The sequence below is a fragment of the Ramlibacter sp. P4_H7 genome (genome assembly GCF_056400765.1).
The window spans coordinates 106,956-130,655 of the sequence record NZ_JBFUKP010000011.1 but is presented as its reverse complement, the minus strand read 5'-3'; the positions used below and the strand labels follow the sequence as shown (position 1 = coordinate 130,655).

The 23,700-nt window shown below is 68.4% G+C and carries 23 protein-coding genes and 1 tRNA gene; 9 read left to right on the top strand and 15 right to left on the bottom strand.

Annotated features, from left to right (window positions below; all coding sequences use genetic code 11):
• Nucleotides 1–14: 14 nt before the first annotated feature.
• The 3 genes from pyrH to rpsB all read right to left on the bottom strand — a co-directional run bounded on the left by pyrH (nt 15) and on the right by rpsB (nt 2,614).
• On the bottom strand, nt 15–731 hold the full coding sequence (gene pyrH, locus AC1DSA_RS16390; RefSeq protein ID WP_477891043.1) for a UMP kinase: 717 nt from the start codon (nt 729–731) through the stop codon (nt 15–17).
• 117 nt (nt 732–848) lie between these two features.
• Complete coding sequence (tsf, locus tag AC1DSA_RS16385; RefSeq protein WP_477891041.1) at nt 849–1,772, bottom strand: translation elongation factor Ts; 924 nt, start codon at nt 1,770–1,772, stop codon at nt 849–851.
• An 86-nt stretch (nt 1,773–1,858) separates the two neighbouring features.
• Complete coding sequence (gene rpsB, locus AC1DSA_RS16380) at nt 1,859–2,614, bottom strand: 30S ribosomal protein S2 (protein WP_477891039.1); 756 nt, start codon at nt 2,612–2,614, stop codon at nt 1,859–1,861.
• A gap of 180 nt (nt 2,615–2,794) precedes the next feature.
• On the opposite strand from rpsB, the gene AC1DSA_RS16375 reads away from it, so the two are divergent.
• The 3 genes from AC1DSA_RS16375 to AC1DSA_RS16365 are packed head-to-tail and all read left to right on the top strand — an operon-like array spanning nt 2,795 to nt 6,869.
• Nucleotides 2,795–4,135 (top strand): amidase, encoded by a 1,341-nt coding sequence (locus AC1DSA_RS16375; protein ID WP_477891037.1) that lies wholly within the window; start codon nt 2,795–2,797, stop codon nt 4,133–4,135.
• The gene (locus tag AC1DSA_RS16370; protein WP_477891035.1) at nt 4,135–5,409 is read left to right on the top strand and encodes a D-amino acid dehydrogenase; all 1,275 of its coding nucleotides are present in this window, start codon (nt 4,135–4,137) and stop codon (nt 5,407–5,409) included. The genes AC1DSA_RS16375 and AC1DSA_RS16370 overlap by 1 nt, the downstream gene beginning before the upstream one ends.
• 23 nt (nt 5,410–5,432) lie before the next feature.
• Entirely contained in the window at nt 5,433–6,869 is a 1,437-nt protein-coding gene (locus AC1DSA_RS16365) for an NAD(P)H-hydrate dehydratase (RefSeq protein ID WP_477891033.1), read from the top strand.
• On the opposite strand, the gene AC1DSA_RS16360 is transcribed toward AC1DSA_RS16365, so the two are convergent.
• Together AC1DSA_RS16360 and rnr are read right to left on the bottom strand one after the other, a co-directional pair.
• Entirely contained in the window at nt 6,866–7,627 is a 762-nt protein-coding gene (locus AC1DSA_RS16360; protein ID WP_477891031.1) for an SDR family oxidoreductase, read from the bottom strand. The two genes, AC1DSA_RS16365 and AC1DSA_RS16360, sit on opposite strands and share 4 nt — an antisense overlap.
• 35 nt (nt 7,628–7,662) lie before the next feature.
• Nucleotides 7,663–9,933, bottom strand: coding sequence for a ribonuclease R (rnr, locus tag AC1DSA_RS16355; protein ID WP_477891029.1), 2,271 nt, complete (start codon nt 9,931–9,933; stop codon nt 7,663–7,665).
• 18 nt (nt 9,934–9,951) lie between these two features.
• Between rnr and AC1DSA_RS16350 the strand changes: the two genes are divergently transcribed.
• A tRNA-Leu gene (locus AC1DSA_RS16350) sits at nt 9,952–10,036 on the top strand.
• Between the two features lie 145 nt (nt 10,037–10,181).
• On the opposite strand, the gene rimO is transcribed toward AC1DSA_RS16350, so the two are convergent.
• The 10 genes from rimO to AC1DSA_RS16300 all read right to left on the bottom strand — a co-directional run bounded on the left by rimO (nt 10,182) and on the right by AC1DSA_RS16300 (nt 19,491).
• Nucleotides 10,182–11,555: a 30S ribosomal protein S12 methylthiotransferase RimO gene (gene rimO, locus AC1DSA_RS16345; protein ID WP_477891027.1), complete on the bottom strand. Its 1,374-nt coding sequence runs from the start codon at nt 11,553–11,555 to the stop codon at nt 10,182–10,184.
• Between the two features lie 28 nt (nt 11,556–11,583).
• Nucleotides 11,584–12,120, bottom strand: coding sequence for a polyhydroxyalkanoate synthesis repressor PhaR (phaR, locus tag AC1DSA_RS16340; protein ID WP_477891025.1), 537 nt, complete (start codon nt 12,118–12,120; stop codon nt 11,584–11,586).
• A gap of 86 nt (nt 12,121–12,206) precedes the next feature.
• Nucleotides 12,207–13,838 (bottom strand): mechanosensitive ion channel family protein, encoded by a 1,632-nt coding sequence (locus tag AC1DSA_RS16335; RefSeq protein WP_477891023.1) that lies wholly within the window; start codon nt 13,836–13,838, stop codon nt 12,207–12,209.
• A 190-nt stretch (nt 13,839–14,028) separates the two neighbouring features.
• A complete protein-coding gene (gene arsB, locus AC1DSA_RS16330) occupies nt 14,029–15,123 on the bottom strand; it encodes an ACR3 family arsenite efflux transporter (RefSeq protein WP_477891021.1) in 1,095 nt (364 codons plus the stop codon).
• 1 nt (nt 15,124) lies between these two features.
• Nucleotides 15,125–15,613, bottom strand: coding sequence for an arsenate reductase ArsC (locus tag AC1DSA_RS16325; protein ID WP_477891019.1), 489 nt, complete (start codon nt 15,611–15,613; stop codon nt 15,125–15,127).
• Nucleotides 15,614–15,713: 100 nt separating this feature from the next.
• Entirely contained in the window at nt 15,714–16,202 is a 489-nt protein-coding gene (locus AC1DSA_RS16320) for an ArsI/CadI family heavy metal resistance metalloenzyme (RefSeq protein ID WP_477891017.1), read from the bottom strand.
• Between the two features lie 23 nt (nt 16,203–16,225).
• On the bottom strand, nt 16,226–16,552 hold the full coding sequence (locus AC1DSA_RS16315) for an ArsR/SmtB family transcription factor (RefSeq protein WP_477891015.1): 327 nt from the start codon (nt 16,550–16,552) through the stop codon (nt 16,226–16,228).
• 91 nt (nt 16,553–16,643) lie between these two features.
• On the bottom strand, nt 16,644–17,432 hold the full coding sequence (locus AC1DSA_RS16310; protein WP_477891013.1) for a DUF2189 domain-containing protein: 789 nt from the start codon (nt 17,430–17,432) through the stop codon (nt 16,644–16,646).
• A 169-nt stretch (nt 17,433–17,601) separates the two neighbouring features.
• Nucleotides 17,602–18,162 carry a YSC84-related protein gene (locus AC1DSA_RS16305; protein ID WP_477891011.1) on the bottom strand — a complete coding sequence of 187 codons (561 nt, stop codon included), beginning with the start codon at nt 18,160–18,162 and terminating at the stop codon, nt 17,602–17,604.
• 435 nt (nt 18,163–18,597) lie between these two features.
• Nucleotides 18,598–19,491 carry a LysR family transcriptional regulator gene (locus AC1DSA_RS16300; RefSeq protein ID WP_477891009.1) on the bottom strand — a complete coding sequence of 298 codons (894 nt, stop codon included), beginning with the start codon at nt 19,489–19,491 and terminating at the stop codon, nt 18,598–18,600.
• A 92-nt stretch (nt 19,492–19,583) separates the two neighbouring features.
• Here AC1DSA_RS16300 and AC1DSA_RS16295 point away from each other — a divergent pair, with 92 nt between their 5' ends.
• From AC1DSA_RS16295 to AC1DSA_RS16275, 5 genes are read left to right on the top strand one after another with little or no spacing between them, the layout of a single operon-like run.
• Complete coding sequence (locus AC1DSA_RS16295) at nt 19,584–20,798, top strand: MFS transporter (protein ID WP_477891007.1); 1,215 nt, start codon at nt 19,584–19,586, stop codon at nt 20,796–20,798.
• A gap of 23 nt (nt 20,799–20,821) precedes the next feature.
• Nucleotides 20,822–21,949: an alpha/beta hydrolase gene (locus tag AC1DSA_RS16290; RefSeq protein WP_477891005.1), complete on the top strand. Its 1,128-nt coding sequence runs from the start codon at nt 20,822–20,824 to the stop codon at nt 21,947–21,949.
• 25 nt (nt 21,950–21,974) lie between these two features.
• On the top strand, nt 21,975–22,379 hold the full coding sequence (locus AC1DSA_RS16285) for a (R)-mandelonitrile lyase (protein WP_477891003.1): 405 nt from the start codon (nt 21,975–21,977) through the stop codon (nt 22,377–22,379).
• On the top strand, nt 22,376–23,119 hold the full coding sequence (locus tag AC1DSA_RS16280) for an SDR family oxidoreductase (protein ID WP_477891001.1): 744 nt from the start codon (nt 22,376–22,378) through the stop codon (nt 23,117–23,119). The genes AC1DSA_RS16285 and AC1DSA_RS16280 overlap by 4 nt, the downstream gene beginning before the upstream one ends.
• Nucleotides 23,120–23,145: 26 nt before the next feature.
• Complete coding sequence (locus AC1DSA_RS16275; protein WP_477890999.1) at nt 23,146–23,601, top strand: cyclophilin-like fold protein; 456 nt, start codon at nt 23,146–23,148, stop codon at nt 23,599–23,601.
• Nucleotides 23,602–23,700 lie beyond the last annotated feature (99 nt).

Genomic DNA, 23,700 nt, shown 5'->3' with positions numbered 1-23,700 from the left:
GCTCTTCTCCTCTCTCAGGCGTACACCAGGGTGCCCTCGTCCTCGCCGAGCACCACGCGCTTGAGCGCGCCGTGCTTGAAGATGGAGAACACCTTGATCGGCAGCTTCTGGTCGCGGCACAGCGCGAAGGCCGTGGCGTCCATGATGCCCAGGTTCTTCTGCATCGCCTCGTCGAAGCTGATGCGCGAATAGCGTTCGGCCGTGGGATCCTTCTGCGGGTCGGCGGTGTAGACGCCGTCGACCTTGGTCGCCTTGAGCACCATCTCGGCGCCGATCTCGGCCCCGCGCAGCGCGGCGGCGGTGTCGGTCGTGAAGAAGGGATTGCCGGTGCCGGCCGCGAAGATCACGACCTTGCCTTCTTCCAGGTACTGCAGCGCCTTGGGCCGCACGTAGGGCTCGACCACCTGCTCGATCGCGATCGCCGACATCACGCGCGGCACCAGGCCCTGCTTCTGCATCGCGTCCGACAGCGCCAGCGCGTTCATGACCGTGGCCAGCATGCCCATGTAGTCTGCCGTGGCGCGGTCCATGCCGACCGAGCCGGTGGAGACGCCGCGGAAGATGTTGCCGCCGCCGATCACCACGGCGACCTGCACGCCCATGTGCACCACCTCGGCCACCTCTTCCACCATCCGCACGATGGTCGCGCGGTTGATGCCGAAGGCGTCCTCCCCCATCAGGGCCTCCCCCGACAGCTTGAGCAGGATGCGCTTGTGGGCTGGCTGGGGCATGGGTCGGTCTCTCCTGGTTCGAACGATGGTGAGTGTAACGGGGGCCGCGATGTGAAAAGGCCCGCCGGCAGGACTGTCGGACACCTCCGACAGCCCGGCCCGGCGGGCCCCTGGTCCTCAGGCGGCCTGCTTCGCGGCGGCGACCTGCGCGGCGACTTCGGCGGCGAAGTCGTCGGCCTTCTTCTCGATGCCCTCGCCGACCACGTACAGGGTGAAGCCCTTGATGGTGGTGTTGGCGGCCTTGAGCATCTGCTCCACGGTCTGCTTGTCGTTCTTCACGAACTGCTGGTTCAGCAGGGAGACTTCCTTGAGGTACTTCTGCACGCCGCCTTCGATGCGCTTGGCGACGATCTCGGCGGACTGCGCCGGCTTGCCGGCGGCTTCGGCGGCCTTGCGGTCTTCCTCGGCCTTGCCGGTGGCGACCGCGCGTTCCTTCTCGATCAGCTCGGCGGGCACGTCGGCGGACGACAGCGCGACCGGCTTCATGGCGGCGACGTGCATGGCGACGTCCTTGGCGGCGACGTCGTCACCCGTGTACTCGACCACCACGCCGATGCGGGTGCCGTGCAGGTAGCTCACCAGCTTGTTGTCGCCGGCGAAGCGCTTGAAGCGGCGGAAGCTCATGTTCTCGCCGATCTTGCCGATCAGGCCCTTGCGCACGTCTTCCAGGGTGGGGCCGAAGCCGTCCTGGCTATAGGGCAGCGCGCCCAGCGCCGCGATGTCCGCGGGGTTGTTCTTGGCGACCAGTTCGGCGGCGGCACGGGCCAGCGCCAGGAAGCTGTCGTTCTTGGTGACGAAGTCGGTCTCGCAGTTGGTCTCCAGCAAAGCGCCGGTGGTGCCCGAGATGGACGCGGCGACCACGCCTTCGGCGGTGATGCGGGAGGCGGCCTTGCCGGCCTTGTTGCCCAGCTTGACGCGCAGCAGCTCCTCGGCCTTGTCCATGTTGCCTTCGGCTTCGGTCAGCGCCTTCTTGCACTCCATCATCGGGGCGTCGGTCTTGGCGCGCAGTTCGGCGACCATGCTTGCGGTGATTGCAGCCATCTTGTCCTCGTATCTCTGTTCAGTTGAATCTGGGTGTGCAAAGGGGGCCCGAAAGCCCCCTTGCATCGCGGCGGGGGAGCCGGAATTCAGGCGGACGCGCCTTCCTTCACTTCCACGAACTCGTCGCTGCTGCCTTCGGCGACGGCGCGCTGGACGTCACCGGCGGGGTTGCTCTTGCCTTCCAGGATGGCGTCGGCCATGCCGCGGACGTACAGGGTCACGGCCTTGGAGGAGTCGTCGTTGCCGGGGATGACGTAGTCGATGCCCTCGGGCGAGTGGTTGGAGTCCACCACCGCGATGATCGGGATGCCCAGCTTCTGGGCTTCGGCCACGGCGATCTTGTGGTAGCCCACGTCGACGATGAACAGGGCGTCCGGCAGGGTGTTCATGTCCTGGATGCCGCCGATGTCCTTTTCCAGCTTGTCCAGCTCGCGCTGGAACATCAGCTGTTCCTTCTTGGACATCGCGTCGAGGCCGGTTTCCTGCTGGGCCTTCATGTCCTTCAGGCGCTTCAGCGAGGTCTTGACCGTCTTGAAGTTGGTCAGCATGCCGCCCAGCCAGCGCTGGTTCACGAAGGGCATGCCGGCACGTCCGGCTTCGGAGGCCACCAGTTCGCGCGCCTGGCGCTTGGTGCCCACCATCAGGATGGTGCCGCGGTTGGCGGCCAGCTGCTTGGCGAACTTGGTCGCCTCCTCGAACATCGGCAACGTCTTTTCGAGGTTGATGATGTGGATCTTGTTGCGGTGCCCGAAGATGAAGGGGGCCATCTTGGGGTTCCAGAAGCGGGTCTGGTGTCCGAAATGGACACCGGCTTCCAGCATTTCGCGCATGGATACAGGCATGAGAGCTCCGAAGGTTGGGTCTAGAATCCGCCCAACATCGCAACGGCATGTTGTTGCGACACCTTGAGGGGGCGGGATCCGCGATTTGTCTTGCTGACAACGTCCGCACACCTTGTGCGTGCCGCCCAGCAAAACCGCGAGATTCTAGCACAGGCCTCCCTCTCACCACCTGCCTCAGCCATGTCCCGCCCTGACCTCCACAGCACCCGAGAGCGCCTGCACCAGGGCCAGACGACCGCCGCCCAGGAACTGGAGGCCGCCCAGGCCGCCGCGCACTCCGCGGCCAACACGCACGTCTTCCTGAAGACGCGGTTCGAGGCGGCGCGGGCGGAGGCGAAATCCGCTTCGCCCAAGGCGCCCCTCGCCGGGCTTCCGGTCTCCATCAAGGACCTGTTCGACTTCGCCGGCGACGTGACCACCGCCGGTTCGGTGGCGCTGGTGGACGCCGCACCGGCGGCGGTGGATGCCGTGTCGGTCGCCCGGCTGCGCGCCGCGGGCGGGGTCTTGGTGGGGCGCACCAACATGTCCGAGTTCGCCTTCTCGGGGGTCGGCATCAACCCGCACTACGGCACGCCGCCCAATCCGTGCGACCCGAAGACGCGCCGCATCCCGGGCGGCTCGTCGTCCGGTGCGGCGGTGTCGGTCGCCACCGGCGCGGCCTTCATCGGCCTGGGTTCCGACACCGGCGGCTCGATCCGCATCCCCGCGGCCCTGTGCGGCATCGTCGGCTTCAAGAACACTGCGGCGCTGACGCCGCTGGCAGGCGCCTATCCGCTGTCCACCACGCTGGACACGGTCTGCGCCATGACGCGCAGCGTGCGCGACACCATCCTGGCGCACGAGATTCTGGCGGACCGCAAGGTGGTGCGCAGCGACAAGCCGCTGTCGGCCTGGCGGCTCGCCGTGGCAACGACGCAGATGCTCGAAGGCCTGGACGCCACCGTGGCACGCGCCTTCGAGCGCACGATCGCGTTGCTGCGCGGTGCGGGTGCGCGGATCGAGGAGATTCCGCTGGCGCAGATCCAGGACCTGGGGACCATCCAGTCCACCGGCGGCTTCGCCGCGGCCGAAAGCTACGCCTGGCACCGGCAGCTGCTGGCGCAGGAAGGCTCGCGCTACGACCCGCGGGTGCGCATGCGCATCGAGCGCGGCACCCAGATGAAGGCGTGGGAGTACCTGGACCTGCAGCGCGCGCGCGCCGCCTGGATCAGCGGCGTGGAGGACGCGCTCGCGGGCTTCGACGCCGTGCTGTCGCCCACCGTGCCCATGGTCGCCCCGCCGATCGCCGACGTGGCCCCCGGCGCGGAACGCGACGAAGCCTTCTTCCGCACCAATGCGCTCCTGCTGCGCAACCCCAGCGTCGTCAACATGCTCGATGGCTGCGCGCTGTCCCTGCCCTGCCAGGCACCGGACGAACTGCCGGTGGGACTCATGGTGTGGCACGGCGCGATGCGCGACGACGCCATCCTGAACCTGTCGCTCCAGATCGAACAACTGCTCTCCACCGCCCGCCCGAACTGATGAAAATCGCCATCGTGGGGGCCGGCATCATCGGCGTGACCACCGCCTACGAGCTGACGGCCGACGGCCATGAAGTGACCGTCTACGAGCGCCACGGCGCCGCCGCACTCGAAACCAGCTTCGCCAACGCCGGCGTGGTCGCGCCGGGCTACGTCACGCCCTGGGCCGCGCCCGGGATGGCCCGCAAGGTCGCACGCTACCTGTTCAGCCGGCACGCACCCGTGCGCGTGTGCTGGCCCCTGAGCGCGCACGAGGTGGGGTGGATGATGCAGTGGCGCCGCGCCTGCGAACTCGACACCTACCTGGCCAACCGGGCCCGCCTGCAGCGCCTGGCCTTCTACAGCCGCGGCCGCCTGCACCAGCTGACCGAAGACCTGCAGCTCGAATACGACCACAGCACCGGTTACATGGTGCTGATGCGTTCCGAGAAGGATCGCAAGATGGTGTTGCCGGGACTGCAGGTGCTGCGCGACGCCGGCGTGAAGTTCCAGGAGATCGACGCGGCGAAGGCCCGGGCGCTGGAGCCGGCGCTGAATCCCGACACCGAGTTCGTGGGCGCGGTGCACCTGCCCGAGGACGAGGTGGGCAACTGCCGCCAGTTCGCCCTGCTGCTGAAGAACCAGACGCAGGCGCTCGGCGCGCGCTTCGAGTTCAACAGCGCGGTGGCGCCGCTCGACCCGGCCCAGCCCACCCTGCTGCGGATCACGCACGGCGAGGATGCCGTCCCCGCCACCGAACGCTTCGATGCGGTGGTGGTGTGCGGCGGGCTGTCCTCGGCGGCGCTGCTGCGGCCCATCGGCCTGAACGTGCCGCTGGCGGCGGTCCACGGCTATTCGATCAGCGCCCCGATCCGCGAGCCGTTGAACGCACCGCGCAGCGGCATCATGGACGACCGCTACAAGGTGGCGATCTCGCGCCTGGGCAACCGGGTGCGCGTCGCCGGCAGCGCAGAGATCGGCGGCCAGCCGAACCACAAGCGGCCGTCTGCGATCCAGACCCTCTACAAGGTCCTGCACGACTGGTTTCCGGGCGCGGCGCAGCTGGCCAACACCGGCGCCGCGGTGCAGGAATGGAAGGGCGCGCGTCCCATGCTGCCCGACGGGCCGCCGGTGCTCGGCGCCACGGGCATCCCGGGCGTCTGGATCAACATCGGCCACGGCTCCAGCGGCTGGGCGCTCGCCTGCGGCAGCGCGCGGGCGGTCGCGGACCTCATGGCCGCGCGCGCGCCCGAAGTGGACCTCGAAGGGCTGGGCGTCGAACGCCTCGCGGGGTAATCGGCGCGGGGCACAATCGCCCCATGCAGCGCGTCACGACCGACCGCCCTTGGCCCCTCTTCGAGGTCACGGCGCTTCGCCACCTGGAGAAGCAGGCCGCCGCCGGCCTGCCGGCGCACACCCTGATGCAGCGCGCCGGCCTCGCCGTCGCCCGCCTGGCGCTGGCCCTCGCGCCGCATGCGCAAAGGATCTGGGTGGCCTGCGGCCCCGGCAACAACGGGGGCGACGGGCTGGAAGCGGCCATGCACCTGCGGCAATGGGGCAAGCATGTGCTGGTGACCTGGCTGGGCGATGAAGCCCGTGCGCCGGACGACGCCAAGGCATCGCTGCAACGCGCACGCGCGGCGGGCGTCCAGTTCGCCGACGAACCGCCCGCGCAGTACGACTTCGCACTCGATGCCCTGCTGGGCATCGGCAGCAGCCGCGCGCCCGCGGGCATGCTGGCCCGGCACATCGAACGCCTGAATGCCGGCACGGCGCCGGTGTTTGCGGTGGACGTGCCCTCCGGGCTGGACGCCGGCACCGGCCAGGCGGGGCTCGTGGTCCACGCGGCCCACACGCTCAGCCTGCTCGCGCTGAAGCCCGGTCTTTTCACGGGCAGTGGCCGTGACGCAGCCGGCGCGGTGTGGTTCGACGACCTCGGCGTGGCGCCGGACGCGCAGCCCGCGGCCCTGCTGTCGGCCCCTCCCGCAAGCCGGATCCGCCCGCATGCGAGCCACAAAGGAAGCTATGGTGACGTCGCCGTGATCGGCGGCGCGCCCGGCATGGCCGGCGCAGCGTTGCTGGCGGCGCGCGCGGCGATGCACCTCGGCGCGGGACGCGTGTTCGTCGGCTTCCTGGATCCGTCCGCGCCGGCCGTCGATCCGCTGCAGCCCGACTTGATGGTGCGGCCCTGGGACAGCCTCGACCTGTCGGACATGGCCGTGGCCTGCGGCTGCGGCGGCGGCGCAGCGGTACGGGTCGCATTGCCGCGGGCGCTGCACGCGCGGGCGCTGGTGCTGGACGCCGACGCGCTCAATGCGATCGGCGCGGATCCCCAGCTGCAGTCCCTGCTGGAGGCGCGCGGGCGCCGCGGCGCACCGACCGTGCTGACGCCCCATCCACTGGAAGCGGCGCGGCTGCTCGCAAGCGATGTCTCGTTCGTGCAGGAGGACCGGCTGGGCGCGGCGCGCGCGATCGCGCGGCGTTTCGGCTGCGTGGTGGTGCTCAAGGGTTCGGGCAGCGTGATCGCGGATCCGGACGGCGGCGCGCGCATCAATCCCACGGGGAACGCGCGGCTGGCGATCGCCGGAACGGGCGACGTGCTGGCCGGGATGATCGCGGCGCGGCTGGCGGGCGGGGAAGACGCCATGACGGCCGCGAGCGCCGCCGTGTTCCTGCACGGCCTCGCCGCGGACCGCTGGCCGGCCGGCGATGTGCTGACCGCCAGCGCACTGGCGGCAGCGGCCTTGCAGCCCTAGCCGCGACCGACGAAGGGCATCTTCGTCGCCATCACCGTGTGGAACAGGACGTTGGCCTCCAGCGGCAGGCTCGCCATGTACAGCACGGACTGGCCGACGATGTTCACGTCCATCAGCGGTTCCACGGCGATCTCGCCGTTCGCCTGCGGCACGCCCTTGGCCATGCGCGCGGCCAAGTCGGTCATCGCATTGCCGATGTCGATCTGCCCGACGGCGATGTCGTAGCGGCGGCCGTCGAGCGAGGCGGTCTTGGTGAGGCCGGCCACCGCATGCTTCGTCGCCGTGTAGGCGATGGAGTGCGGGCGCGGCGCGTGCGCCGAGATCGACCCGTTGTTGATGATGCGGCCGCCGCGCGGCTGCTGCGACTTCATCACGCGGAAGGCGTTCTGGATCGCGTAGAACATGCCGTTGAGGTTGGTGTCCACCACGCTCTTCCAGTCGGCGACGGACATGTCTTCCAGCGGCGCCGCGGGCAAGCCCCGGCCGGCATTGTTGAACAGCAGGTCGACCCGTCCGAACGCCTTCACCGTCGCATCGAACAGTGCGCGCACCGCATCCGGGTCGGTCATGTCGGTGGGGACCGCGAGCGCGCGGTCCGGCGCCTGCTTGACCACTTCCTGCAGCGGCTCGGGACGGCGGCCCGCCACCGCCACGCGCCAGCCGGCTCCCAGCAGGGCCAACGCAGCGGCACGGCCGATGCCGGTGCCGCCGCCCGTGACGATCGCGACCTGGCCGGCCGCGGCGGAATTTGTCGCCATGGAATTCTCCTCGTGGATGGATCGGGATGCCGGGCTCAGCGCCGGCTCTTGCGGGCCGCGCGCGTCTTGCCCGCGGCCTTCTTGGCCGCGGCCTTCACCGCGTCCAGCGGGGACTTCTTCACCTTGCCCGCCGCCTTCTTCGCCGCCCGCTTGGCGGACGCCTTGACCGGAACGCCCTCACGCGCGTTCGGGGCCACGCCCTTTTCCTTCATCGCGCGCGCCAGCAGTTCCTCGTCCTCGCGCACCAGGCGGAAGTCGATCTTGCGGCCGTCCAGGTCGACGCGGCTCACCTGCACGCGCAGCCGCGTGCCGATGGCATAGCGGATGCCGGTGCGCTCGCCGCGCAGCTCCTGCCGGGCCTCGTCGAACTTGAAGTACTCGCCGCCCAGTTCGGTGATGTGCACCAGCCCCTCGACGTACATGGCGTCCAGCGTGACGAAGATGCCGAAGCTGGTGGCCGCCGTGACCACGCCGGAGTACTCCTCGCCGAGGTGGTCGCGCATGTACTTGCACTTGAGCCAGGCCTCGACGTCGCGGCTGGCTTCGTCGGCGCGGCGCTCGTTGGCGCTGCAGTGCAGGCCGGCGGCTTCCCAGGCCTGCAGTTCGCGCGGGGAGGCCGCGATCTTGGCCCTCGGCTTCTGCGACGGCGGCGCGACCCGCGACGCGAGCCGCTTCGCCAGTTTCTCGTGCGCTTCGCCGGGCGTGGGCAGCACCGGCAGCTGGTAGCGCTCCTTGGCCAGGATCGCCTTGATCACGCGGTGCACCAGCAGGTCCGGATAGCGCCGGATCGGGCTGGTGAAGTGCGTGTAGGCCTCGTAGGCCAGGCCGAAGTGGCCGCTGTTGTGGGGCGAATAGATCGCCTGCTGCATGGACCGCAGCAGCATGGTGCTGATCTGCTGCGCGTCGGGACGGTCCTTGGTTGCCAGCGCGATCTTCTGGAATTCCATCGGCGTCGGGTCGTCCGAGATGGTCATCCCGACGGCCATGGCCTTCAGGTAGCCCCGCAGGATTTCCTTCTTCTCCGGCGTCGGGCCTTCGTGCACGCGGAACAGCCCGGGATGCGCGGCCTGCTGGATGAAGTCGGCGGAGCAGACGTTGGCGGCGAGCATCGCCTCCTCGATCAGCTTGTGGGCGTCGTTGCGCACCCGCGGCACGATCTGCTCGATGCGGCCGTTCTCGTCGCAGATGATCTGCGTCTCGGTCGTCTCGAAGTCCACCGCGCCGCGCTGGTTGCGCGACTTCAGCAGCGCCCGGTACACGTCGTGCAGGTTCAGGAAGTGCGGCACCAGGTCCTTGCGGCGCGCCGCCTCGGGGCCGCGCGTGTTCGCGAGGATTGCCGCCACCTCGGTGTAGGTCATGCGCGCATGGCTCCACATCACCGCCGGATAGAACTGGTACGCGTGGACGTCACCCGTGGCCGTGACGAGCATGTCGCACACCATGCACAGGCGCTCGACCTCGGGGTTGAGCGAGCACAGGCCGTTGGACAGCTTTTCCGGCAGCATCGGGATCACCCGGCGCGGGAAGTAGACACTGGTCGCGCGCTCGTAGGCGTCGACGTCGAGCGGGCTGCCGGTTTCCACGTAGTTGCTGACGTCGGCGATCGCCACCAGCAGGCGCCAGCCCTTGCCGCGCCCCACCTTGGCGGGTTCGCAGTACACCGCGTCGTCGAAGTCGCGCGCGTCCTCGCCGTCGATGGTGACCAGCGGGACGTCGGTGAGGTCGACCCGGTTCTTGTGGTCCTGCGCCCGCACCTTGTCCGGCAGCGAACGCGCCTGCGCGATGCAGGCTTCGGAGAATTCGTGCGGCACGCTGTACTTGCGCACCGCGATCTCGATTTCCATGCCGGGATCGTCGACCTCGCCCAGCACTTCCTTGACACGGCCCACCGGCTGGCCGTACAGGCTCGGGGGTTCGGTGAGTTCGATCACCACCACCTGACCCGTCTTGGCGAGGCCGGTGGCGCCCTTGGGCACCAGCACGTCCTGGCCGTAGCGCTTGTCTTCCGGCGCCACCAGCCACACGCCGCTTTCGTGCAGCAGGCGGCCGATGATGGGTTGCGGCGGCCGTTCGATGATTTCGAGGACGCGCCCCTCGGGCCGCCCCTTGCGGTCGTGCCGCACGATCCGCGCGCGGACGCGGTCGCGATGGAGCACCGCGCGCATTTCGTTGGGGGGCAGGTAGATGTCCGCCTCACCGTCGTCACGCACCACGTAGCCGTGGCCGTCGCGGTGTCCCTGGATCACGCCCTCGATCTCATCGAGAAGGCCGGTACCGTTGTTTCGCTCTGCGTTTTTGATATACAATCTTGTTTTTCCTGAAATGCCCAGGTGGCGGAATTGGTAGACGCACTAGTTTCAGGTACTAGCGGGTAACTCCGTGGAGGTTCGAGTCCTCTCCTGGGCACCAACTCTCGACACGAGAGGAATGATAAGGCCGGCTTCGCCGGCTTTGTTGTTTGTGAAAGAGATAAAGATGCACTGAGGCCGCCTGCGGGCGGCTTCGTCGTTTGCGGGGGAACCGTCGCCCGGTTGGGCTCGGGCGCGAACGGTGCTCAGATGGGCTCGCCCACCAGGTCGTGCCCGTCGGTGGCCACGATGCGCGCCTGCGTGAATTCGCCCACCGCCAGCCGCTTGCTCAGCTTGCGCGGTGGCAGCAGCCGCACCGTCCCGTCGATCTCCGGCGCGTCCGCGTAAGTGCGGCCGAGGCCGCCCTTGCGTCCCAGCGCAGGTGCCGAATCGACGAGTACCTGCATGGTGGCGCCGATGCGCCGCTGCAGGCGCGCCGCGGAGACCTCTTCGGCCACCGCCATGAAGCGCGCGCGACGCTCCTCGCGCACTTCCTGCGGCAGCATGCCCGGGAGATCGTTGGCGGCCGCGCCCTCCACCGGGCTGTATGCGAAGCAGCCCGCGCGGTCGATCTGCGCCTCGCGCAGGAAATCGAGCAGGTGCTGGAACTCCTGCTCCGTCTCGCCGGGGAAGCCGGCGATGAAGGTGCTGCGGACCACCAGTTCGGGGCACATCTCGCGCCAGCGGGCGATGCGCTCCAGGTTCTTCTCGCCGCTGGCCGGCCGCTTCATACGGCGCAGCACGTCGGGGTGGCTGTGCTGGAACGGCACGTCGAGGTAAGGCAGGACCTTGCCCTGGGCCATCAGCGGAATCACTTCGTCGACATGTGGGTACGGATACACGTAATGCAAGCGGACCCAGGCGCCGTGGGGTTCCGCCAGCTCGCCCAGCGCCTGCACCAGTTCCAGCATCCGCGTCTTCACCGGGCGGCCTTCGTGGAAGCCGGTGCGGTACTTCACGTCCACCCCGTACGCGGAGGTGTCCTGGCTCACCACCAGCAGTTCCTTCACGCCGCCTTCGAACAGCGCCCTCGCCTCCTTCAGCACGTCGCCGATGGGACGGCTCACCAGGTCGCCGCGCATGGAGGGGATGATGCAGAAGGTGCAGCGGTGGTTGCAGCCCTCGCTGATCTTCAGGTAGGCGTAGTGCTTCGGCGTGAGCTTGATGCCCGCGGCCGGCACGAGGTCCACGAAGGGATCGTGCGGCTTGGGCAGGTGGGCGTGCACGGCATCCATCACCTCCTGGGTGGCGTGCGGGCCGGTGACGGCCAGCACCGAGGGATGGACCTGCCGCACCATGTTGCCGCCGGCCTCGCCGGCGCGCGCGCCCAGGCAGCCCGTGACGATCACCTTGCCATTGGCGGCCAGCGCCTCGCCGATGGTGTCCAGGCTCTCCTTGACCGCGTCGTCGATGAAGCCGCAGGTGTTGACGATCACCAGGTCCGCGCCCTCGAAGGTCTTGGACGTGGAATAGCCCTCGGCGCTCAGCTGAGTCAGGATCAGTTCGGAATCCGTGAGGGCCTTGGGGCAACCCAGGCTGACGAAGCCCACCTTGGGCGTGGGGACGGCGGTCTCGCTCATCCCCGTATTGTCCCCGAACGGGGAAAACCTATTTCTTGATGCCGAATGCGCCCAGCATCTGCTCGGTGTTCTTCTGCACCTGCTCCTGCATCTTCTCGAACATGTTCTTGGACTGTTCGACGTAGTTGCCCATCATTCCCTGCATCAGCGGGTTCTGCACGCTCAGGAACTGCGCCCACATTTCGGGGGACATGGTCTTCGACTGCTCGGCCATCTTGGTCTGCAGGTCGGTGAACGCCTGCACGTTCTTCTCGATGTAGGTGCCCATGAAGCCCTGCATCGCGTGGCCGTAGAAGCGGATGATGTTCGCCAGCGCGGGCTCGCTGAACATCGGCGCGCCGCCGGCCTCTTCCTCCAGGATGATCTGCAGCAGGATGCTGCGCGTCAGGTCCTCGTTGGTCTTGGCGTCGCGCACCACGAACGGCTGGCTGTCCATCACCAGCTGCTTGACCTCGGTCAGCGTGATGTACGTCGAGGTCTCCGTGTCGTAGAGCCGGCGGTTGGGATACTTCTTGATGACGCGCTGCGTCGGCCGGGGACCGGCGCTGGCTTTCCTGGTGCTCACGAAGGATTCTCCCGACGGGGCGCGCGCCCCGCTTTCTATTGCATTGCAACAGATTCTAGGGACCGGCCCGCCCCCCTGCCCAAGGTCTAACCCTTACGGGGCGCCGCGTACGCGTTGCCCGGGTCCACCACCTTGGCCTGCTGCGGGTCGCCCATGTAGTGCGGCGACATGATCTGCACGCCGTGTTCATTGAACACGTCCACCACGTTGGCGTTCAGCGTGGTCAGCACCTCCAGCCGCTTTTCCGGACGCGTCGCGTCCATCTGGGCGATCAGCTGGTACTCGATATAGAAGTCCGACAGCGCCGTCTGCGCCACCCACGGCTTGGGCTCGGACACCACGCCGGGCGTGCGCCGGGCGGCCTCCAGCAGGATCGCGTGCACCTCGCGCCATGGCGCGTCGTACCCGATGGTCACGGAGGTGTCGATCAGCGTGTTGCTTGCCACGCTGGCGCGCGAGAAGTTCCGGATCACGCTGCCCATGACCACGGCGTTCGGCAGGGTCACTTCGTGGCCCATGCCCGTGTGCACGCGCGTGGTGAACATGCCCAGCCCCACCACCGTGCCCTCCTCCCCGCTGATGCGCACGTAGTCGCCCTTGCGCAGGCTGCGCGTGTACATCAGGATCAGCCCGCTCGCGCCCTGCCCGAACAGGCTGGACCCGCCCAGCGTGATCATGAGGCCCACGAACACGGACATGCCCTTGAACGCCTCGCTGTGCGCCCCCGGCAGGTACGGATAGGCCATCACGACGGCGAAGATCCAGATGCCGACGTTCACCAGGCGGCGCGTCGGCGGGGCCAGGTCCGACGGCATCCACCCCAGGGTGTCGCGCGACTCCTCCACCCGGTCGAACAGCGCGCCGAGCACCGCGACCAGAAGGCGGGCCATGACGAAGATGACGACCGCCACTGCGAGGTCCGGCAACGCGTCGAGGGCGCCGGCGCCGAGGCGGCCCAGGATGTCCAGCACGAACGACCCGAGCTGCTCGCCCGCCGCGCGCGTGCGCGGGAACTGCAGCAGCACGAAGACCAGCCATTGGTAGGTGAGCACCGCGGCCAGCAGCCAGCCCAGCCCCCGGACGATCCACAGGGCCGAGGTCTGGAAGCCGGTCGCCTGGCCGAGCGGAGTCGCCGCGATGTGGGCCCGCTCCAGCAGCGCGCTCGCCCGGCGCCAGAGCATCGCCCGCAGCCGGCCCAGCAGGTGCAGGGCCACTGCGAAGAGCGCGGTGGCCAGCAGCGAGAGGCCGACGGCTCCGAGCACCCGGCGGCGGTCGCGCTCCTCCTTCTTGTCGTCGATCACCCGCGACAGGGCCGCGGCCGCCGTGCGCGTCGCGGAGTCGAGGGTCTCGCCGCGCAGGGCGTCGACGTCCTGCGGCGTCAGGATCAGCGCCAGTCCGCCATCGACCAGGAGCACGCTGCCCTGGGGCTCCTTCTGCACGCTCACCTGGCCCGGGCCGCCGCGATCGAGCAGGTCGGCGATCGCACGCTGCGTGCGCTCCGCCCGTTCGGCGGGCGACAGGCCCAGGAACGGCGCCCGGAAGACCGCGATCGGACGGTTGTACAGCGACACCGTCGCCTCCGAACGGGGGGCATCGGCCTTCGCGGGGGACGGCTGCGCCAACGCGCCGGCGGCAACCAGGCCGCAACAAAGTGCCAGCAGCCAGCGCAGGGCCAGGCCTCGCAGCCACCAGGGAGTCGTCGACGGGATCGTCGGCATCGGGGGTCCTCTTCCAGGCATCCATCGGTCCGGCAAGGTGGCCGGCGCCCTCCTCCACCAGGCCGGGCTGCGCCAATGTGCTTGCTTTGCCTTGCGCCGGCAACTGGCCTTTGGGCCAATGCGAGGGATTCCCCGCGCCGTGGTTGCCCGCTCGTCGGGGTCGAAAGCGCCCCTGGGGGACGGGCCAGCCTCAGGAGGCGCGCGGCCCCGCTCTCAGGCCGGACTCGTACCAGCCTTGCGAGCGATTCACGATCGCGACGACGGCCAGCATGACCGGCACTTCGATCAGCACGCCGACCACGGTGGCGAGCGCGGCTCCGGACTGGAACCCGAACAGGCTGATCGCAGTCGCGACCGCCAGCTCGAAGAAGTTGCTGGCGCCGATCAGCGCCGACGGGCCGGCGACGCAATGCCGGACCCCCATCCGCCGGTTCAGCCAGTAGGCCAGCCCCGAGTTCAGGACCACCTGGATCAGGATCGGCACCGCGAGCAGCGCGATCACCAGCGGCTGGTCCAGGATCGCCTTGCCCTGGAAGGCGAACAGCAGCACCAGGGTCAGCAGCAGTGCCGAGATTGAGTACGGCCCGAGCTTGCCGGCCACCGCCGCGAAGTGCGTCGCCCCCTTGGCCAGCAGCGACCTGCGCCAAAGCTGCGCCACGATCACCGGCACCACGATGTACAGCGCCACCGAGGTGAGCAGCGTGTCCCAGGGCACCGTGATGGAGGACAGCCCGAGCAGCAGCGCCACGATGGGCGCGAACGCGACGACCATGATCGCGTCGTTCAGGGCCACTTGCGACAGCGTGAAGTACGGATCACCCTTGCACAGCTGGCTCCAGACGAACACCATGGCCGTGCAGGGTGCCGCCGCCAGCAGGATCAGGCCGGCGATGTAGCTGTCGATCTGCTCCGCGGGAAGCCAGGGCGCGAACACGTGGCGGATGAAGATCCACCCGAGCAGCGCCATCGAGAACGGCTTGACCGCCCAGTTGATGAACAGCGTGACACCGATGCCGCGGACATGGGACTTCACCTGCCCGAGTGCCGCGAAGTCGATCTTCAGCAGCATCGGGATGATCATCACCCAGATGAGGATGCCCACGGGGATGTTGACCTTGGCGACTTCGAGCGCCGCAACCGCGTGGAAGAAGCCGGGCAGCACCTGTCCCAGCAGCACTCCGGCGACGATGCACAGCGCCACCCACACCGTGAGGTAGCGCTCGAAGAAGCCGATGGCGGCAGGCGCCTGCGGCGCGGTGGTGCGCGCGAGTTGGGAGGTGCTCATGTCAGCTCGCGGAGATGGCGGCCAGCGCCTTCTGGAGGTCGGCGTCTCCCATGGAATCCAGGGGAAGCCGCAGCAGCTGCAGCATGCGGTAGGCAATCGCCTGGCGGGTCAGCTCGAAGGCTTTCTTCTTCTCGCTCTCCGGAGCGTTGGAGGGGTCCGGGTAGCCCCAGTGCACCCGCACCGGGCTGCCGGGCCAGTACGGGCACGGCTCGGCGGCGGCACTGTCGCAGACGGTGATCACGATGCGCATCTCCGGAGCGCCGGGCGCAGTGAACTCGTCCCAGCTCTTGCTGCGGAAGCCGGAGCCGTCCACCCCGGCTTCGGCCAGCGCTTGCAGCGCATGCGGGTTGATGCGGCCGCTGGGTGCGCTGCCGGCGCTGAAAGCCCGGACGTCCTTGCCAAGCTGGCCGGCCCAGTGGTTCAGCATGCCCTCGGACAGGACGCTGCGCGCGGAGTTGTGGGTGCAGAGGATCAGGACGTTCGTGGTCATGTCAGGCAGTACGGCTGGCGCGGCGGGCATTCTGGAAGGCGAGGCGGTCCCCCGGGTCGCGCCCCCGACTTGCCGGGCGACTGCCGGCGACGCGGCGACCCTAGCAGCAGGAGGATCCGGCCCGGACCGGAACGCCGACGGGCTGGCCGGTGGGCTGGCGCGGCGCGCAGCAGGCGGGCGCCTCGCCGGCCATCGTTGCCGGCTCCGGCGCCTGCTCGTTGAACAGGGGAATGTCGCCCAGCGTGTGGAAGTGCTCCCAGGCGACGCCCTGCGGGTCGCTGATCCAGTGCTTCTCGCTGCGGGCGTAGCAGCAGGTGGTCTCGCCTTCGTCGCGCAGCGCTAGGTCGGCGGCCGCGGCGCGCGCCTTCAGGACGTCCAGTTCCTCGGCACTGTCGGCCTGGATTCCCAGGTGGTCGATCCCCACCGCATGGCCGCGGCTGGAGATGGCGAAGTTCACCGGCGGATCCTGCAGCATCCATTTGGCGTAATCGGCCTCGCGCCGGGCCGGGTCGCTGGCGAACAGCTTGCTGTAGAACGCGATGTTCCGGTCGAGATCGTCGACGTGCAGGTGGACATGGAAACGCTTCATCGGGGTTCTCCGGGGCGGGGGAATCAGCAGTTCTTGCAGGCAGGCGAGGTGATCTCCTCGCAACCGGCGCCGAGACAGCAATGGGCGGTCAGGTAATCCATCAGGGCGCCCATCTGCTCCAGGGCAGCGCGATAGATCAGGTTGCGTCCGTCCCGCTCCTGCTGCACCAGGCCGGCATGCGTCAGCTCCTTCAGGTGGAACGACAGCGTGGAGGGCGCGACGTCCAGCATGAGCCCGAGCGCGCCGGGGTTCATGCCTTCGGGCCCAGCGCCGACGAGCGCGCGGAACACCCGCAGGCGGCTTGGCTGGGCCAGGGCAGCCAGGGACGCGACGGCCTGTTTTTCTTCCATAGTTCGAAGTATATCGAACTATGAGGCGGGCTGCGGCGCGTTCCCAGATTCGCCGCAGGCCAGCGCAGCTGGCTCCTCCGGATGCGGGGGGTCAGCCCTCCGGCGCGACCAGTGCGCGATAGGCGTGCCAGCTGGCATGCGCGAGCCACGGGAAGACCACGACCAGGCCCAGCATGAAGGTGGCCAGGCCGACCCAGGTGATGACCGCGATCAGCGCCGCCCACAGCAGCATCGCCGCGGGGTTGCGCAGGCAGCAGCGCACGCTGGTGATGGCCGCGGTGATGACGTCGACCGGCCGATCCAGCAGCAGCGGCGCGGTGACCACGCTGAGGGCGAACACGACCGCGGCGATCAGCAGCGCCGCACTGCCCAGGGCGAGCAGCAGCGGGACATGCGCCCCGGAAAACAGCAACGTCATGAACAGGCTGGAGAACTGCAGCGGCTCGCCGCGATAGAACGCGGCGAACACGATCGCGGCCACCCGCTCCCAGAAGATCACGGCCACCGCGAGCATCAGCCCGAACAGCGCGATGGATTGCGCGTTGGCGCGCCAGGCGCGACGCGCTTCGGCCGGGTCGAGGATGTCGCCGCGCTCGAGCTGGCGCGAGTATCCGTAGATCGCGATGGCGGCGAAGGGCGCGACATACAGGAAGYCGCCGAGCAGCGCCGGCGCGAGGTAGGCGACCTTCCAGCTCGCCGCCATCAGCAGCCATCCGGCCGCCGCCACGGCGGCCCCCACCGCCAGGCTGGGACGCAGGCTGCCCCGCAGGTCGCGCGCGCCCAAGCGCAGCCAATGGAAGGGCGCCCCCCAGGCCACCTGGTTCACCTGCGGCTCGGCCACCGGTTGCAGGGCGTGGGCGTGATCGAACGAATGGTCCATGGCGATCCCCCTTGGAATGGGACAGAAATCCTATTCCTTGGAGGGAGCGCGCGCCAGTGGTGCGGGCGCCGCGGCAGCGCCACGGGTGTCCTCGAGCAAAGGCGCTGGGCGCGAATTCGCTCGACAGCAGGACACCAGGAGCGGCCGACGCTTCGCCGGCGCAGCCGCCCTAGTTCAGGTCGTCGTCCTTCCAGGCCTTCATGCCGGACACCGCGACGCCGACCTGCAGGCCGGTCTTGGTCAGGGCGTACATCTTCCCGCCCGTGAAGGTTCCGGCGCCTGCCTTGGCGTTGGCGTCCTTGCTGCCGGCACCAGCACCCGCGGACGCGCCGGCCGATGCATCCCAGCCCTTGTCGATGAACTCGGTCAGGTCCTTCGGCGAGTTGAAGATGAAAAGGTACCGGGTGTCGGAAGCGCCGAGTTGCAGGCCCGCGCTGGCCTGCGCGATGCTCATGTAGGTCTCCTTGGCCGATGCGGCGTCACGGGCAACGCCCTTGCCGCCGGCTCCGCCCAGGCCAAAGCTCAGGCCATAGGTCGTGAAGACCGCAAAACCCGGCGCCGTGGCAACGGCGTCCTTGAGCTTGGGGTCGGCCTTGTAGAAGTCGTCGAGGGCCTGCATGGCCTTCACCTTGACTTCCTTCTGCTTGGCGGCCTTGTCGCCCTGAGCGTGGACACGGGCTCCCACTGCGACGAGCGCAGGAGCGATGAAGAGTAGTTTGCGTCGTTGCATGCAACCTCCGGTTGGGCCGATATCGATGGAACGGACGGCGCTCGCGGACGGAAAAAGCCCGGGCAGTCCAGTGGACATTATTCGGGCACTCGCTGCTGGTGCGCATTGGACCTAGGTCCCATGCCGGCGGCGCCTGCCGGGCCGCAGCGCGGAAAGGAAAGAGCCCGGAAGCCTGAGGCGCCGCCAGCCTTGGGCCGGGGGCGCGCGTTCCCGCCACGCAATGGAAAAGGCCCGGAACCCAACGTGGATGGGGTTCCGGGCCTGCGGGATTGGTCGGCGCGATTGGACTCGAACCAAAAGTGGCCTCAGCAAACACAAGCCTTATTGGAGGAGCCGGCGAGGCGGCGCCCCCTCGATGCCCTGCGCGCCCCTTCAATTTCCCCAAAATGGTTCCCCGAGGGCTCGTATCAGCGTGCAGCCCTCACCGCGATCACCTCACCCGCGAAACCGCAAGGCTTCCACGACCAGCGAGAACGCCGGAGAAGGCTGCCGTCGGCTCGGGTAGTAAAGGTGGTACCCGGCAAACTTCGGGCACCAGTCCTCCAGCACGCGCACCAGCCGCCCGGCGCTGACATGGGACATCACCTCGTCTTCGGGCAGCAGGGCGACGCCCAAGCCAGCGAGCGCCGCGTCCACCTGCGGGGGCGAGGTGTTGAAGATGAGGGGGCCGTCCACGCGCACGTTGACCTTGCGGCCGCGCCGCTCGAAGTCCCAGACGTACAGGCCGCCCGAGGTCAACATGCGCTGGTTGATGCAACGATGCTCCGTCAGGTCCCGGGGCACCTTCGGCGCCGGGTGGGCCGCGAAATAGCCGGGAGATGCGACCACCGCGAGGCGCAATGATGGCCCGATCGCGACGGCGATCATGTCCTTGTCGATGGTGCTGCCCATGCGCACGCCGGCATCGAAGCGGTCGGCCACGATGTCGCGGAACCCGTAGTTCACGTCGAACTCCACCGTGATGTCCGGGTAGTCCCGCAACAAGGGGGCGAGCCTGGGCAGAAGGATGCTTTGCAGCACGTGGTCGCCGCACGTGATGCGCACCGTGCCGGCAGGCTTGTCCCGCAGCTCGGTCAAGGCATCCAGCTCGGATTCGATCTCGTCGAAGCGCTGGCCGATGGCCCGCATCAGGCGCTCCCCGGCCGCCGTGGTCGACACGCTGCGTGTCGTCCGCGTCAACAGGCGGATCTGCAGCCGCTCCTCCAGGCCGCGGATCGACTGGCTCAACGCGGATTGCGTCACGCCCAGGGTCGCCGCGGCGCGCGTGAAGCTGCCCTCCCGCGCGACGGTCACGAACCCCAGTAGATCGTTCAGGTTTCTCCTGGCCAAGCCTGCGTCCTCCGATCCATTAGCGCGCCTTCTAAATGCATTCAGGATTCATTATCTAGTCACGCGCGCGGGTCGTCGCCATAGTTGATGGCATGACCGAAGCGGCATCGACCCTACCCCCCGAGTTCCACAGTCCTGCCACGGACGAGCAGCCGAGCCCCTGGAGCGGCGTCTTCGCCATGGCGCTGTGCGTGTTCGCGCTCATCGCATCGGAGTTCATGCCGGTCAGCCTGCTGACGCCGATCGCGGCGGACCTGCGCGTCAGCGAGGGCGTGGCCGGCCAGGGGATCGCCGTCTCCGGTGTCTTCGCGGTGTTGACGAGCCTCGGACTTCCGGCGCTGGCCCGGCGGATCGATCGCAAGTCCATCCTGCTGTGGATGACCGCCTTCTTGGCCGCGTCCGGCGCCCTGATCGCTTCGGCGCAGGGCCTGGCGACGTACATGATGGGCCGAATGCTCATTGGCGTGTCCGTCGGCGGCTTCTGGTCCATGTCCGCCGCGACCGCCATCCGGCTGGTGCCCGGGCCCAAGGTGCCGCGAGCGCTGGCGATCGTCAACGGAGGCAATGCCCTCGCCACGGTGATCGCCGCTCCGCTGGGCAGCTTCATCGGGTCGCTGGTCGGGTGGCGTGGTGCCTTCTTCGGCCTCGTGCCCGTCGCGGCGCTCGCCTTCGCCTGGCAGTGGGCCAGCCTCCCGTCGATGCCCGCGGGCGCACCTGCTCCCGGATCCCGCAATGTGCTGCGCCTGCTGGGGGATCCGCTGGTGCTGCTGGGGATGACGGCGATCAGCCTCTTCTTCATGGGGCAGTTCGCGCTCTTCACCTACGTCCGCCCCTTCCTGGAAGGGACGACGAACGTCGACGCCTCGACCCTATCCCTGGTACTGCTCGCGATCGGCGTGGCGGGCTTCATTGGCACAACGGTCATCGGCTGGTTCCTCTCCCGGAACCTGTACCACACCTTGATCGCCATCCCGCTCGCGATGGCCGCCGTGGCCGTGGCGCTGGTTCTTTTCGGTGGACTGGCTGCCGCCGTCGTCGGCCTGCTGGCCGCGTGGGGACTGCTCGCCACGGCCGCGCCGGTCGGCTGGTGGAGTTGGCTGACGACGACGCTGCCGGAAAGCGCCGAAGCAGGCGGCGGGCTGATGGTGGCCGTGATCCAGCTGGCCATCGCACTGGGCTCGACGGTCGGTGGACTGCTCTTCGATGCCAGCGGCTACGCCAGCACCTTCGGCTTCAGCGCGCTGCTGCTGGTGTCAGCGGCGGCCCTGGCGCTGGCGACCGCGCGCCGCAGTCGCCGCGGAGCGTGAACAACCAATCGAAAGGAACGCACATGGAATTCTCGAACTCGCGCCGGCGCACGCTGCAAGGCGCCCTGGCTCTCGGAACGGCCGCCATGGCGGGCACGCCCGCACTCGCAGGCCAGCAGAAACGTTCAAGCGGAGGAAGCATGGAACTGACCAGGCGATGGGACAAGGTGTTCCCGCAAAGCGACCGCGTGATCCACCGCAAGGTGACGTTCAGGAACCGGTTCGGGATCGTCCTGGCCGGTGACCTGTACCGACCGAGGAACACCGGCCCCGGCAAGCTGCCGGCCCTGGTGCTCAGCGGCCCCTTCGGCGCGGTGAAGGAGCAATCGTCCGGGCTTTACGCCCAGACGTTCGCGGAACGCGGCTTCGTCACGCTGGCCTTCGATTCGTCGTTCACCGGCGAGAGCGGCGGCCAGGTGCGCAACGTGGCGTCGCCGGACATCCACGCCGAGGACTTCAGCGCCGCGGTCGATCACCTCGGCCTCTTGCCCGACGTGGATCGCGAGCGCATCGGCGCCATGGCGATCTGCGGCCTGAGCGGCATGGCCCTGACGGCCGCCACCGCCGATTCACGGATCAAGGCGGTGGCCACGGCTTCGATGTACGACATGTCCCGCAGCATGAGTCGAAGCTACAAGGACGGCTATACGCTCGAACAGCGCCACAGGGTGATCGACTACCTGAGCCAGCAGCGCTGGGTCGATGCCGAGAAGGGGACGTTCGCGCTGGGCTTCCACGAAGTGCCCTTCGACGCCAAGGGCCGGCTGCTGAAGGGCAACCGCGTGCTGCCCGAAAAGCTGCCGGCCGATCCCGATCCGGTGCTGGCCGCCTTCTTCAACTACTACCGCACGCCCCGCGGCTTCCATCCGCGGGCGATCAACTCCACCACGGCGTGGACAGCCACGACACCGATGTCGTTCTTCGAGTTCCCGCTGGCTGCGAACATCGCCATGATCGCGTCGCGGCCGATCATGCTGGTGGCCGGCGCGAATGCCCATTCCCGCTACTACTCGGAAGACGTCTACCAGGTCGCGTCCGCTCCGAAGGAACTCGTGATCGTTCCGGGCGCGGACCACGTCGACCTGTATGACAACCTGGAGAAGATTCCCTTCGACAGGCTGGAAGCCTTCTTCAGCCAGAACCTGAAGTAGGCATTCGTGATTGGAAGGAACCAACATGGAACTGAAACGCGCAGGATCGCAACCGTCCACCACGGGTCCCGCCGAGTGGTTCACCGGCAGCGTCCGCCTCGACCCATTGAGCAACCCGCCGGCCCCTGCCCGCCAATCGTGCGCCGCCGTGACCTTCGAGCCGGGGGCGCGCACCAACTGGCACACGCACCCGCTCGGCCAGACACTGATCGTCACGGCGGGATGCGGCTGGACGCAGTGCGAAGGCGAAGAAAGGGTCGAGATCCGTGCCGGCGACGTGATCTGGTGCCCGCCGAACCACAAGCACTGGCATGGCGCAACGTCGACGACGGCCATGACGCACATCGCCGTCCAGGAGGCGCTGGACGGGAAGGCCGTGGAGTGGCTGGAACCCGTGTCGGACGAACACTATTGCGGAGGAAAGGCATGATCAAGGACAAGGTCGTCATCATCACGGGAGCGTCATCGGGCATAGGCGCGGCCACTGCAAGGCTGCTCGCGGCCCGGGGCGCGAAGGTCGTCCTCGGCGCGCGCCGAGAAAAGGAACTGAAACAGATCTCGGACGACATCGAGAGGGCGGGCGGCCAGGCCGCTTACCGCGAGCTCGACGTGACCCGGCAGTCCGACAACGATGACATCGTGAAGCTGGCCAAGAAGACCTTCGGGCGCGTCGATGTCATGTTCCTGAACGCCGGCCTCATGCCCAGCTCTCCCCTCTCGGCGATGAAGACGGACGACTGGCATCGCATGGTCGACGTCAACGTCAAGGGAGTTCTCAACAGCGTCGCAGCCGTCCTGCCCTCGTTCATCGCACAGAAGTCGGGGCACGTGATCGCGACCTCGTCCGTGGCAGGCCTGAAGGCCTATCCCGGCGGTGCGGTGTACGGCGGCACCAAGTGGTTCGTGCGCGACTTCATGGAGGTCCTGCGCATGGAGTCGGCAATGGAGGGAACGAATATCCGGACGGCCACGATCTATCCGGCGGCGATCAACACCGAGTTGCTGAACACCATCAGTCACCAAGCGTCGGCCGACAGCATGCACGCCCTTTACCGGCAATACGGCATCAGCGCGGACCGGATCGCCGATGTCGTGGCATTCGCCATCGACCTGCCCGAAGACACGACGGTCAACGAGTTCACGGTGGGGCCGGCCAACCAGCCGTGGTAGGTCGGCGAAACACGAGGAGCGAGGCCATGAAGATCAAATCCGTTGCCGCCGCGGCACTTTGCATGAGCCTGATGCACGCCTACGCCGTTCCGCCCGGGCCTGCGGCCGGTCCCGAGGCGAACACCCCAGGCCAACGACGTATCTGGATGGCGGTCGGTGAACGCCGCTTTTCGATCACCCTCGCTGACAACGACGCGGCCCGCGTGTTCGCGGCCCGCTTGCCGCTCACGCTGGACATGCCGGACCTGAACGGCAACGAGAAGCACGCGAAACTCCCGAAGGCGCTGCCGGCCAGGGACAGTCGACCCGGAACGATCCGCGTTGGCGACGTCATGTTGTGGCGCGCGGACACGCTGGTCGTCTTCTATCTCACGTTCGACTCGCCCTACTCGTACACGCGGCTGGGACGCATCGATGAGCCGGCGTCGCTCCCGGACGTGCTCGGCCGGGGGCAGGTACGGATCGTGTTCACGGGGGAGTGACTACGACGGCAAGCAGCGAAGGCCGTCTTCGAAAGTTGCCCTGGCGCTTGCCCGGCGAACCCACGCGACCAAGAAGAAAGGCCTGAAAATCCCAGGGTT

What these genes read in the sequence shown, in the direction of transcription:
- pyrH (WP_477891043.1), bottom strand. Translation starts at nt 731, where the DNA reads ATGCCCCAGCCAGCCCACAAGCGCATCCTGCTCAAGCTGTCGGGGGAG.
- tsf (WP_477891041.1), bottom strand. Translation starts at nt 1,772, where the DNA reads ATGGCTGCAATCACCGCAAGCATGGTCGCCGAACTGCGCGCCAAGACC.
- rpsB (WP_477891039.1), bottom strand. Translation starts at nt 2,614, where the DNA reads ATGCCTGTATCCATGCGCGAAATGCTGGAAGCCGGTGTCCATTTCGGA.
- AC1DSA_RS16375 (WP_477891037.1), top strand. Translation starts at nt 2,795, where the DNA reads ATGTCCCGCCCTGACCTCCACAGCACCCGAGAGCGCCTGCACCAGGGC.
- AC1DSA_RS16370 (WP_477891035.1), top strand. Translation starts at nt 4,135, where the DNA reads ATGAAAATCGCCATCGTGGGGGCCGGCATCATCGGCGTGACCACCGCC.
- AC1DSA_RS16365 (WP_477891033.1), top strand. Translation starts at nt 5,433, where the DNA reads ATGCAGCGCGTCACGACCGACCGCCCTTGGCCCCTCTTCGAGGTCACG.
- AC1DSA_RS16360 (WP_477891031.1), bottom strand. Translation starts at nt 7,627, where the DNA reads ATGGCGACAAATTCCGCCGCGGCCGGCCAGGTCGCGATCGTCACGGGC.
- rimO (WP_477891027.1), bottom strand. Translation starts at nt 11,555, where the DNA reads ATGAGCGAGACCGCCGTCCCCACGCCCAAGGTGGGCTTCGTCAGCCTG.
- AC1DSA_RS16335 (WP_477891023.1), bottom strand. Translation starts at nt 13,838, where the DNA reads ATGCCGACGATCCCGTCGACGACTCCCTGGTGGCTGCGAGGCCTGGCC.
- arsB (WP_477891021.1), bottom strand. Translation starts at nt 15,123, where the DNA reads ATGAGCACCTCCCAACTCGCGCGCACCACCGCGCCGCAGGCGCCTGCC.
- AC1DSA_RS16325 (WP_477891019.1), bottom strand. Translation starts at nt 15,613, where the DNA reads ATGACCACGAACGTCCTGATCCTCTGCACCCACAACTCCGCGCGCAGC.
- AC1DSA_RS16320 (WP_477891017.1), bottom strand. Translation starts at nt 16,202, where the DNA reads ATGAAGCGTTTCCATGTCCACCTGCACGTCGACGATCTCGACCGGAAC.
- AC1DSA_RS16315 (WP_477891015.1), bottom strand. Translation starts at nt 16,552, where the DNA reads ATGGAAGAAAAACAGGCCGTCGCGTCCCTGGCTGCCCTGGCCCAGCCA.
- AC1DSA_RS16305 (WP_477891011.1), bottom strand. Translation starts at nt 18,162, where the DNA reads ATGCAACGACGCAAACTACTCTTCATCGCTCCTGCGCTCGTCGCAGTG.
- AC1DSA_RS16295 (WP_477891007.1), top strand. Translation starts at nt 19,584, where the DNA reads ATGACCGAAGCGGCATCGACCCTACCCCCCGAGTTCCACAGTCCTGCC.
- AC1DSA_RS16290 (WP_477891005.1), top strand. Translation starts at nt 20,822, where the DNA reads ATGGAATTCTCGAACTCGCGCCGGCGCACGCTGCAAGGCGCCCTGGCT.
- AC1DSA_RS16285 (WP_477891003.1), top strand. Translation starts at nt 21,975, where the DNA reads ATGGAACTGAAACGCGCAGGATCGCAACCGTCCACCACGGGTCCCGCC.
- AC1DSA_RS16280 (WP_477891001.1), top strand. Translation starts at nt 22,376, where the DNA reads ATGATCAAGGACAAGGTCGTCATCATCACGGGAGCGTCATCGGGCATA.
- AC1DSA_RS16275 (WP_477890999.1), top strand. Translation starts at nt 23,146, where the DNA reads ATGAAGATCAAATCCGTTGCCGCCGCGGCACTTTGCATGAGCCTGATG.